Source organism: Rhodanobacter sp. Root179, assembly GCF_001428465.1.
GTDB lineage: Bacteria > Pseudomonadota > Gammaproteobacteria > Xanthomonadales > Rhodanobacteraceae > Rhodanobacter.
Genome location: NZ_LMHR01000016.1, coordinates 1 through 9,250, shown reverse-complemented (window position 1 = coordinate 9,250; position 9,250 = coordinate 1). Strand labels below are relative to the sequence as shown.

Sequence of the window (9,250 nt, the reverse complement as noted above, 5' to 3'; positions counted from 1 at the left end):
GCGGCGACCGACCTGGGCTACAACGCGAATGACGTGATCACCGCGTTCAACGGCGTGGGCGTGGCCTGCCCGGGCACCGGTGGCGGCGGTGGCGGCGGCGGTGGCACGACCACCGAGTTGCAGAACAACGTCGCGGTGACCGGCGTGTCGGCCTCGACGGGTGCCGACAACGACTACTTCATCACGGTGCCGACAGGCGCCACCAACCTGGTGATGTCGATCTCCGGCGGCACCGGCGATGCGGACCTGTACACCAAGGCCGGCAGCGCGCCGACCACCAGCAGCTACGACTGCCGTCCGTACAAGACGGGCAACTCGGAAAGCTGCACCGTGGCGTCGCCTGTCGCCGGCAAGTACTACGTCAAGGTGCACGCTTACGCGTCCTACTCCGGCGTCACGGTGAAGGCGTCGTACAGCACCGGCAGTGGTGGCGGCGGCGGTGGTGGTGGCAGCACCTCGGTCAACTTGCCGACCGTGAGCACCGGCAACTTCTCCACGACCTACACCCAGGCGGTCACCGCGGGTCATACGGCGACCATCTCGATCGCCGGTGGTACCGGTGACGCGGATCTGTACGTGAAGGCCGGCAGTGCACCGACCACCAGCAGCTACAACTGCCGTCCGTACAAGACCGGCAACAACGAGACCTGCACGTTCACCCCGACCAGCAACACCACCTATTACATCAAGGTGCGTGCGTACCAGACGTTCTCGGGTGTCACCCTGACCACCAGCAGCAACTGATCCTCACGCTCATCGCGTGACGGTGCAAACGGGAACCCCGGCTTCGGCCGGGGTTCTTCATTTGGGGAGCAGGGCTGGGTTTGTGGGCGCGGCTGGCGAAAGCGCCGGACTTCAGCCCACCGGCTCGAAGCGGTTGGCGTCGCGGTTCTTGCGCACGCTGGCCGGGTCCCACACGCGACCGTTCATGGCGATATAGACGCCGTCGGGCAGGGTCTGCACCGCGGCCACCGCGCAGCCGATGTTGAACACCGCGTCCGAGCCCTGGAAGCGGGCGGGATTCAGCGCGCCGGTCAGCACGATCACCTTGCCCTTGATATTCGCCAGTTCGCGCGCGGTCTCCACCATGGTGTCGGTGCCGTGGGTGACCAGCACGTGGCGATGCGGCTGCGCCTCGATCGTCGAGCGCACCAGCGCGCGATCCTCGGCGCCCATGTGCAGGCTGTCCTTGCGCAGGATCGGGATCACGTCGAACTGGAACGCCACGCCGAGCTGGCCGAGGATCTCGCCGATCTGCGGCGCGCCGATCTTGTAGTCCGACTTGTCGTCGAAATAGATCTTGTCGATCGTGCCGCCGGTGGTGACGATGGTCAGATGCTGCATGTCGGTGGGCCATGGAGAGAATCCGGGCATTTTACCCGGGCCGACCCTTCCGTGCCGCAGGACGCGGTCGCGCAGACCGGGCATTGCCTGCCCCGCGGTGCGCGCTAGCCCAGCAACAAGGCGGTGTTGTCCCCGTCCGGCACGATCAGCCGATCGAGCCCGAGGCGGACGAAACGGCGCAGTGCCGCGGCAGGGCGCGGGTCGGCATGAGCGCTCGACCAGCTCGCCTGTCTCGCCAGCAGGGCCGCCGCCGCACAACGCGCCAACGTGAACGCGAGGCCGCGGGCGCCCGATTCCAGGGTTTCGCGTGCGGCCGCATGCTGGTCGAGCCAGCGCGCGGCCGCGTCCAGCGTCTGCCGGATCGCGCTGGCCGCGTGCATGTCGTCGTTGCCATCCAGCCAGTGCGTGCTGGCCGTGCGCAGCGCGCCCAGGCTGTCACCGGCCAGCGCGCGCAGGCTGTCCAGCGACAACACGTTCGTGGTGCCTTCCCAGATCGCGTACACCTGCGCGTCGCGCAGCAACTGCGGCAGGCCGGTGTCCTCGATGTAGCCGGCGCCGCCGAAACATTCGATCGCCTCCGAGCAGACCTGCACCGCCAGCTTGCCGGTCCACAGCTTGGCCAGCGGCGTCAGCAGGCGCAGCAGCGCGGCCTCGTGCGGGGCGGCCGTGCCGTGTTCGACGCGACCGAGCAGGTGGGCCACCTCGAACGCCAGCGCGAACGCGCCCTCGAACTCCGCCTGCATGTCGGCCAGCGTCTGCGCGTGCAGCGGCTGCTCGATCAATGGCCGTCCAAACGCCCGCCGCCGCGTGGCGAAGTCGCGCGCCAGGCCGATCGCGCGGGCCATGCTGGCCACGGCGCAGATCCCGTTCCAGGTACGGGTCACGTTGAGCATCGGCGCCACCTGGCGCACGCCGTGGGCCAGTTCGCCCAGCGGCCAGGCGGGCAGGCCATCTAGGTGGATCTCTGCGGTGGGCAGTTCCTGCGTGCCCAGCTTGTCCTTCAGCCGGTCGATGACCAGCTCCGGCTTGCGCCGCTCGCCGTCCATCGTCTCGACGTAGAACAGCGCCAGCGCCGCCGTGCCGCCGCCCGCGCCTTCGGGTCGCGCCAGCGCCAGCGCGGCCTCGCCGACCACCGCCGAGCTGAACCATTTGCGCCCGTACAGCCGCCACTGGCCGCCTGCATCCTGTCGCGCGATGGTTTCGGTGTTGCCCACGTCGGAGCCGCCGGGGTTCTCGGTCATCCACTGGCCGCTGAGCCAGAACGTCGACGCATCGCGGCTGAGGAAACGCGGCAACACCCGTTCGATCAGCTCGCGGTTGCCTGACGCCTTGATCGCGGTGGCGGCGCCGTCGGTCATCGCCAGCGGGCAGGTATAGAACTCGCTGGCCAGGTGATACAGGTAGACGCGGGCAAATTCCTCCAGTCGCGCATGCTCGCTGTCCGCATGGCCGGCGGCGAGCACCGCGTGGTGGGTGGTGATGCCGGGGCCTTCCTGCCAGGCCGTGGTCAGCTCGATGCGATCGACCCGCCGACCCCAAGCATCCCACTGCGTCAGCACCGGCTTGCGCCGCGTCGTGTTGCACGCGCGGTGCCATGCCATCTGCGCGTAATCGCCCAGTGCATCCAGGTCGGCATCCAGCGCCGCGCGCCGCCCGGCCGGCAGCGCGCGATCAAGCAGGGCCAGCAGCGAGCGGTCGCTGCGATAGGGATGAAGAAGTTGCGGCGGATCCTGCAGGAAGGCCATGGCGCGCTCCGTCCAGAGTCGAGGTGTCGAGTATAGGCACGCAGGCATTCGGCGCGTGGCGCTGGCATCATCGAAAGCCTCTCCCCGGCGCAGGCGCAACCCATGCGATTTTCCGAAGCGATGCAGAGCGTTACCCGCCACGGCGACGACTGGCAGGCCACGGTAAGCGAAGACTGGCTGCAGGGTCGCAGCGCCTTCGGCGGCCTGCAGGCGGCGCTGGCCCTGCGCGCCATGCGCGAACGGGTGCCCGTCGACATGCCGCTGCGCACCCTGCAGGTGACCTTCATCGCGCCGGTGCCGACCGGCCCGGTGAGCATCCGCGCACAACGCCTGCGCGCAGGCCGCAGCGCGATCCAGGTCGAGGCCAGCCTGCATGACGGCGAACAGATCCTGTGCCGGCTGCTCGGCGTATTCGGCAACGCGCGGCCGTCGGTACTGGATTTCCAGCCCGTGCAATCGCCCGTGGAGAACGCCGCAGCGCCGGAGCTGCGCTACGTCGAAGGCCGCATGTCGGCCTTCACCCAGCACTTCCGTGCGCGCTGGTTGCGCGGCGACCTGCCGTTCAGCGGCGGCCACCAGCGCGAAAACGTGCTGCAGCTTTCACTGCGCGACCAAGGCCCCGTCGACGAAACCCACGTGCTCGCCTTCGCCGACTTCATCCCGCCGATCGCCCTGTCGATGTTCGCCGCCCCCACCCCCGGGAGCTCGCTTACCTGGATGATCGAGCTGCTGCGCGATCGTTACGATGATCTGGGCATGGACGACTGGCGCGTGGACGCTGAACTCATTGCTGCGCGCGATGGCTATACCAATCAGAGCGTGATGCTGTGGGGGCCGGGTGGGGAGGCGGTAGCGTTGAGTCGGCAAAGTATGGTTGTGTTTGGGTGAGGGCGTGTGCGCTACCGGAAGGTTGTCGGCACTGACACCCACCGCCTCTGTGGATCCACCTATGGCGATAGAGCCGGACGAACATTAGCGGGACTGGCCGCCATCCGGCATCCGTGACAACAACGGACAACTTATTCACAGACTTGTTGTCTCGAGGGGCGAGACATAGGCGCGTACCATTCACTGCATGGCCATTAAACACATTAGTGAGACGCTCGCGCGGCTAGAAGTCATCCGTTACGCGTATGAGAGCCCACCGGAGGAATCGCTAGGCGAGCGGATTTCGGCTTCATTGGCCCCTGGTGTGACATTCCGCACTCAAGCGTGGGTGGATACCGCGGCCGGGCCGTTCCGTCTCGACATGCTGCTCGTCCATCCCTCGGGCCGATCCATCGCCATCGAGGTCGATGGCCGCGATTTCCATGATGTCAATCGCGATCGCTGGCGCACGGTCTTTATCCTGTGCGCCGGCAAAGCTCACGTCGTGTATCGCATTGCGGCCTCGTTGATCTGCACGAACTTGGTCGGCGTCCTTGCGGGACTGGCGAACGCGGAGCCGCGATTCTTCGATACCACTCACGCAGCACGATGGAAGGGCATTTCAGGGGACCGCTGGGAGTTCGCTAGTGCAGAGGATGACGCGAACGACATGGACGGCGAGGCCTCAGACGATGGTTGGTCGGGCCAAGACGGCTGGTGGTCTTCCTCGCGCGCCTTCGCGGTGAGTTTCCATGGCGACATGGACGATTGCTCATACGCGAGGGTGATGCCGTATGTGTTGTTCGCCAAGCAGACAGGACTGAGGGACATCGACCAGCTGACCGAGGCGTGGACGGGTCGAAGTCGCGAGCGGGAGGCTGCCCGAACGCCATCTGCGGAAGGGGCGATCGGCGAGATCTTCGCCCGAGCCTTTGCAGGAGATTCCGCCGAAGAGCCCTGATGACGTAAATAAAGGGGATGTGGCCAACTAAGCCTCGCTCACACTACGGAGCCTTAGGCATGGGACGAGCACCAAACGAGGTTATCAGCGGTCGGACGTGATGCCGTCACTCAATCGCGCGTAATCGGCGCAGCAGGCCGCCGCTTCACCCCAGCCCCCAGCGTCCCAATCAACAACACCGTCAGCACGATCTCCGCCACCGCCAGCCAGCGTTCTGCACTTGCCGCGCTCCATGCCTCTGATACGCCGTGGCAGAAGTAGAACAGGCTGAGGATGCCGACCCAGAGCAGGGCGCGGCGTACGTCGCGGATGGCGAACAGGGGCAGCAGCAGGGGGACGACGGTGATCGCCAGCAGCAGGGTGATCGGCATGCTTTGCGGCGGGAACAGCCAGGCGTGCCAGACCAGTTGCAGCACGACGAGCAGGGCCCAGGCGATCAGGCCGAGGCGGTAGACGGTCAGGATCGGGGCGCGCGGCGTCGTGCTCATGGATTGGTTGCCAGTCGACGCGCCACGTCGGCGAGGCGGCGGCCCAATGCACGGGCCAGTTCGCGTTCGTGCTCGCTGATCGGGTTGTCGCCCTTGGCGCCGGCCACGTGGCTGAGGCCGTACGGCGTGCCGCCGCTCTGCGTGCTGGTGAGTGCCGGTTCGGTGTAGGGCAGGCCGACGATCAGCATGCCGTGATGGAGCAGCGGCAAGGCCATCGTCAGCAAGGTGGTTTCCTGGCCGCCGTGCATGGTGCTGGTGGAGGTGAACAGCGCGGCCGGCTTGCCGACCAGGGCGCCGCTGGCCCACTCGGCGCCGGTGGTGTCGAGGAAGTGTTTCAGCGGCGCGGCCATGTTGCCGAAGCGGGTGGGGCTGCCCATCGCCAGGCCCTCGCAGTCGAGCAGGTCCTGCTTCGTCACGTAGGGTGCGCCGTCTTCGGGTTCGGGCGGCTGGGCCACTTCGGTCACCGGCGCCACCGGCGGCACCTGGCGCAGGCGCGCGCGCATGCCGGGCACTTCCTCGATGCCCCGGGCGATCAGCCGCGCGAGCTGCGCGGTGTGGCCGCTGCGGCTGTAGTAGAGGACCAGGATTTCATGATTCATGCAGCGTCGACTCGCGCGTTTGAGGCTTTCACGGCCAATACGCTAGTGTACCGGCCGATACCCACCATGTTGGTGGTCATCGTCGGCGCCCGTATGGGCTCAGCGACGAGAGGACCGTGATGATCCGGCGTTTCAATCGCGACCGCACCAGGACGTTCAGCCGCTTCATCTGGCAGCGCTTCATCGACGACAAGTGCTTCGAGACGGCCGGCGCGCTTTCGTACACCACGCTGGTGTCGCTGGTGCCGTTGACGGTGGCGGTGCTGGCGATGTTCTCGGCGTTCCCGGTGTTCCAGCCGGCGCGCGACACGCTGATCAATTTCGTGTTCAACAATTTCGTGCCGTCCACCGGCGAGGCGGTGCAGGCGACCATGCTGGGGTTTGCCGCGAACGCCAGCAAGCTCACCGGCATCAGCATCCTGGTGATGCTGTTCAGCGCGCTGTCGATGATGATCAGCATCGAGGACCGGCTGAACCGGATCTGGCGCGTGCACCAGGCGCGCAGCTGGGGTTCGCGCCTGCTGCTGTACTGGGCGGCACTGACGCTGGGGCCGATCCTGGTGGTCGGCGGCATCGCGGCGACGTCCTACGTGACGGCCGCGCCGCTGCTGCACAATGCGGTGGACCAGTTCGGTGCGCTGACCCAGGGCCTGCTCAGCGTGCTGCCATTCCTGGTGACGTTCTTCACCTTGTGGCTGATGTACGCGGTGATCCCCAACTGCAAGGTGTCGCGCCGCGACGCGGCGATCGGCGCGTTGCTGGGCGCGGTGCTGTTCGAGATCGCGCGCTGGGGCTTCGGCCAGTTCGTGCAGCACGCGCAGACCTACCAGCAGATCTACGGCGTGCTGGCGGCGATCCCGATCTTCCTGCTGTGGATCTACCTGTCGTGGGTGATCGTGATTCTGGCCGCGTCGATCGCCGCGTCCGCTTCGGCGTTCGAGTATCACGCGCCCAAGGAAACCCTGCCCGAGGGCGCGGAGTTCCTCGGCCTGCTGGTGGTGCTGCGGCATTTCGTGGAGGCGCAGCGGCGCGGCGATTGCGTGGACCCGGCCGACCTGCGGGTGCGCGAGCCGTATTTGCGCAGCGCGCTGATCTCGGCCTATTTCGACGACCTCGACCAGGCCGAACTAATCCAGCGTGGCGAGGCCGGCGGCTGGCTGCTGTGCCGCAGCCTGGACAGCACCGACCTGTTGCGCGTCTATCGCCACACCGACTACCGCCTGCCGCTGCAGCCGGTGGAAGAGGCGGCTACGCTGGGCATCGAACTGCCACCTGAACTGCTCGCCATGCTGGCCGACCTGGCGGCCGAGCTGAAGGCGAAACTGGGCGCCCGGCTCGACGAAATCTATCCCCCGGTCGCCACGGCGGCGACCGACACTGAGGAACTCCCCGCATGACCCTGCTGCATTCCACGTCGTTCCGCTCCGCCGTGCTCGGCCTGGCGCTCGCCTTCGGCCTTGCCGCGCAGGCGGCCATGCCGGAGCGCCCCACGCTGCACGTCACCACGCTGGACGACAAGACGTTCGACCTGTCCGCGCAGCGCGGCAAGTGGGTGATCGTGAATTACTGGGCGACCTGGTGCGTGCCGTGCATCAAGGAGATGCCGGACATCTCGCGTTTCGTGGCCAGCCACAAGAACGTCGCCGCGATCGGCCTGGCCTACGACGACAGCGAGCTGGCGGACATCAAGGCCTTCATCGCCAAGCATCCCGTGGTGTACCCGATCGCCCAGGTCACGCTGGACAAGCCGCTGAAGGACTTCGACGAACCGCGCGGCCTGCCGACGACGTACCTGATCAGTCCGGACGGCAAGGTGGCCAAACACATCGTGGGGCCGGTGACCGAAGCGTCGCTGGCCGCGCTGATCGGCCAGCCGTGATGGATGCATCGTGATGCCGACGGCGCGCTTCATCGTCAGCGGACGGGTGCAGGGCGTGTTCTTCCGCGCCAGCACCCGCGAGCAGGCGGTGGCGCTCGGTGTCGCCGGCCATGCAACGAATCGCGGCGATGGCCGCGTCGAGGTGCTCGCCAGCGGCCCGGCCGATGCGCTGGACGCGCTGGAGCGCTGGCTGTGGCAGGGGCCGTCGGCGGCGCGGGTCGATGCGGTCGTCCGCGAAGAGCTGCCGGAGCAGGAGTTGCAAGGCTTTCGCACGGGCGGGTGAATCGGCCGCACACCGTGGCAACTCCCGTTCGTCCCGAGCGTAGCGCAGTGAAGTCGAAGGGCCTTGGGCGATCGTGTTCGGGGCAGCTCTAATCCGTCGATTCCTGGAGCGTGTCAGGTACCCACAGCGCCTTGTCGGTGACATGTTCGCCTCGCGGCTTGCCCTTCAGCTGGGGCAACTTCACCTTGGGCACCGCTTCCTCATGCAGCGGCACCTGCTGCAGCAGGTGGCGGATCAGGTTGATGCGGCCGCGCTTCTGGTTGTTGAAATCGACCACGAACCACGGTGCGTGGTCGGCGTGCGTGCGTTCGATCATCACGTCGCGCAGCTTGCCCATCTCGGCGTATTTCTGGCGTGCGGCCAGATCCACCAGTGACAGCTTCCAGCGCTTCAGCGGATCGTCGGCGCGTTCGGCGAAACGCTGCTCCTGTTCGGCCTGGTCCACCGCCAGCCAATATTTGACGAGGATGATGCCGTCGTCGGCGAGCAGCTTCTCGAAGGCCGGCACGGCATCGAGGAAGGCCTCGTACTGGGCGACCGTGCAGAAACCCATCGCCGGCTCAACCACGGCGCGGTTGTACCAGCTGCGATCGAACAGCACGAACTCGCCGGCGCTGGGCAGGTGGACGACGTAGCGCTGGAAATACCACTGGGTAGTTTCTTCCTCGCTGGGCTTGCCGAGTGCGGCGATGCGATAGCCGCGGGTGTCCAGGCTTTCGGTGATCGCCTTGATGGTGCCGCCCTTGCCGGCCGCGTCGCGGCCTTCGAAAATCACCAGCAGGCGCTTGCCGCTGCTGCGCAGGCCATGCTGCAGCCGCATCAGTTCCAGCTGCAGTTCCCCGATCGCCTTGCGGTAGCGCTTGCCCATGATCGTCTCGCCGGATGCCATGTCGCGTGCAGGGTAACCCGCCGCGGCGTGAGGGTGAGGTTCAGGAGCGACCCCACCCCAACCCTCCTCTGCAAGCAGGGAGGGAGCAGGGCGGCTTTCGTTGCTCACTGGCCCGCAGGTGGCTTCTGCTCCTCCCCCTGCCAGCAGGGGGAGGTCGGGAGGGGGTGAGCTTTTGACCTTGACCCGGCGAAGAGC

At 67.0% G+C, this 9,250-nt stretch carries 11 protein-coding genes; 6 read left to right on the top strand and 5 right to left on the bottom strand.

Annotated features, from left to right (window positions below; genetic code table 11):
* The coding region (locus tag ASD82_RS00290) for a PPC domain-containing protein (protein WP_235580591.1) at positions 1–744 on the top strand (744 nt) is incomplete at its 5' end.
* Between the two features lie 111 nt (positions 745–855).
* On the opposite strand, the gene ASD82_RS00285 is transcribed toward ASD82_RS00290, so the two are convergent.
* Together ASD82_RS00285 and ASD82_RS00280 are read right to left on the bottom strand one after the other, a co-directional pair.
* Entirely contained in the window at positions 856–1,344 is a 489-nt protein-coding gene (locus tag ASD82_RS00285; RefSeq protein ID WP_007806907.1) for an asparaginase domain-containing protein, read from the bottom strand.
* Positions 1,345–1,448: 104 nt separating this feature from the next.
* Positions 1,449–3,089, bottom strand: a complete 1,641-nt coding sequence (locus ASD82_RS00280) for an acyl-CoA dehydrogenase family protein (RefSeq protein ID WP_056713750.1) — start codon at positions 3,087–3,089, stop codon at positions 1,449–1,451.
* A gap of 102 nt (positions 3,090–3,191) precedes the next feature.
* Here ASD82_RS00280 and ASD82_RS00275 point away from each other — a divergent pair, with 102 nt between their 5' ends.
* A complete protein-coding gene (locus tag ASD82_RS00275; RefSeq protein ID WP_056713747.1) occupies positions 3,192–3,977 on the top strand; it encodes a thioesterase family protein in 786 nt (261 codons plus the stop codon).
* Positions 3,978–4,164: 187 nt separating this feature from the next.
* Entirely contained in the window at positions 4,165–4,917 is a 753-nt protein-coding gene (locus ASD82_RS00270; protein ID WP_056713744.1) for a hypothetical protein, read from the top strand.
* A gap of 110 nt (positions 4,918–5,027) precedes the next feature.
* Here ASD82_RS00270 and ASD82_RS00265 read toward each other — a convergent pair whose 3' ends face one another.
* Positions 5,028–5,405 (bottom strand): DUF2069 domain-containing protein, encoded by a 378-nt coding sequence (locus tag ASD82_RS00265; protein ID WP_056713740.1) that lies wholly within the window; start codon positions 5,403–5,405, stop codon positions 5,028–5,030.
* On the bottom strand, positions 5,402–6,004 hold the full coding sequence (gene wrbA / locus ASD82_RS00260) for an NAD(P)H:quinone oxidoreductase (RefSeq protein WP_056713737.1): 603 nt from the start codon (positions 6,002–6,004) through the stop codon (positions 5,402–5,404). The genes ASD82_RS00265 and wrbA overlap by 4 nt, the downstream gene beginning before the upstream one ends.
* Positions 6,005–6,123: 119 nt before the next feature.
* Between wrbA and ASD82_RS00255 the strand changes: the two genes are divergently transcribed.
* From ASD82_RS00255 to ASD82_RS00245, 3 genes are read left to right on the top strand one after another with little or no spacing between them, the layout of a single operon-like run.
* On the top strand, positions 6,124–7,401 hold the full coding sequence (locus tag ASD82_RS00255) for a YihY family inner membrane protein (protein ID WP_056713754.1): 1,278 nt from the start codon (positions 6,124–6,126) through the stop codon (positions 7,399–7,401).
* Entirely contained in the window at positions 7,398–7,883 is a 486-nt protein-coding gene (locus tag ASD82_RS00250) for a TlpA disulfide reductase family protein (protein ID WP_056713736.1), read from the top strand. Before ASD82_RS00255 ends, ASD82_RS00250 begins: the two co-directional genes overlap by 4 nt.
* A 13-nt stretch (positions 7,884–7,896) precedes the next feature.
* A complete protein-coding gene (locus ASD82_RS00245; RefSeq protein WP_056713732.1) occupies positions 7,897–8,166 on the top strand; it encodes an acylphosphatase in 270 nt (89 codons plus the stop codon).
* Positions 8,167–8,254: 88 nt separating this feature from the next.
* Here the strand turns inward: ASD82_RS00245 and ppk2 are convergent, their stop codons facing one another.
* Positions 8,255–9,034 carry a polyphosphate kinase 2 gene (ppk2, locus tag ASD82_RS00240; RefSeq protein ID WP_056713730.1) on the bottom strand — a complete coding sequence of 260 codons (780 nt, stop codon included), beginning with the start codon at positions 9,032–9,034 and terminating at the stop codon, positions 8,255–8,257.
* Between the last annotated feature and the right edge of the window lie 216 nt (positions 9,035–9,250).

What these genes read in the sequence shown, in the direction of transcription:
- ASD82_RS00285 (WP_007806907.1), bottom strand. Translation starts at nt 1,344, where the DNA reads ATGCAGCATCTGACCATCGTCACCACCGGCGGCACGATCGACAAGATC.
- ASD82_RS00280 (WP_056713750.1), bottom strand. Translation starts at nt 3,089, where the DNA reads ATGGCCTTCCTGCAGGATCCGCCGCAACTTCTTCATCCCTATCGCAGC.
- ASD82_RS00275 (WP_056713747.1), top strand. Translation starts at nt 3,192, where the DNA reads ATGCGATTTTCCGAAGCGATGCAGAGCGTTACCCGCCACGGCGACGAC.
- ASD82_RS00270 (WP_056713744.1), top strand. Translation starts at nt 4,165, where the DNA reads ATGGCCATTAAACACATTAGTGAGACGCTCGCGCGGCTAGAAGTCATC.
- ASD82_RS00265 (WP_056713740.1), bottom strand. Translation starts at nt 5,405, where the DNA reads ATGAGCACGACGCCGCGCGCCCCGATCCTGACCGTCTACCGCCTCGGC.
- wrbA (WP_056713737.1), bottom strand. Translation starts at nt 6,004, where the DNA reads ATGAATCATGAAATCCTGGTCCTCTACTACAGCCGCAGCGGCCACACC.
- ASD82_RS00255 (WP_056713754.1), top strand. Translation starts at nt 6,124, where the DNA reads ATGATCCGGCGTTTCAATCGCGACCGCACCAGGACGTTCAGCCGCTTC.
- ASD82_RS00250 (WP_056713736.1), top strand. Translation starts at nt 7,398, where the DNA reads ATGACCCTGCTGCATTCCACGTCGTTCCGCTCCGCCGTGCTCGGCCTG.
- ASD82_RS00245 (WP_056713732.1), top strand. Translation starts at nt 7,897, where the DNA reads ATGCCGACGGCGCGCTTCATCGTCAGCGGACGGGTGCAGGGCGTGTTC.
- ppk2 (WP_056713730.1), bottom strand. Translation starts at nt 9,034, where the DNA reads ATGGGCAAGCGCTACCGCAAGGCGATCGGGGAACTGCAGCTGGAACTG.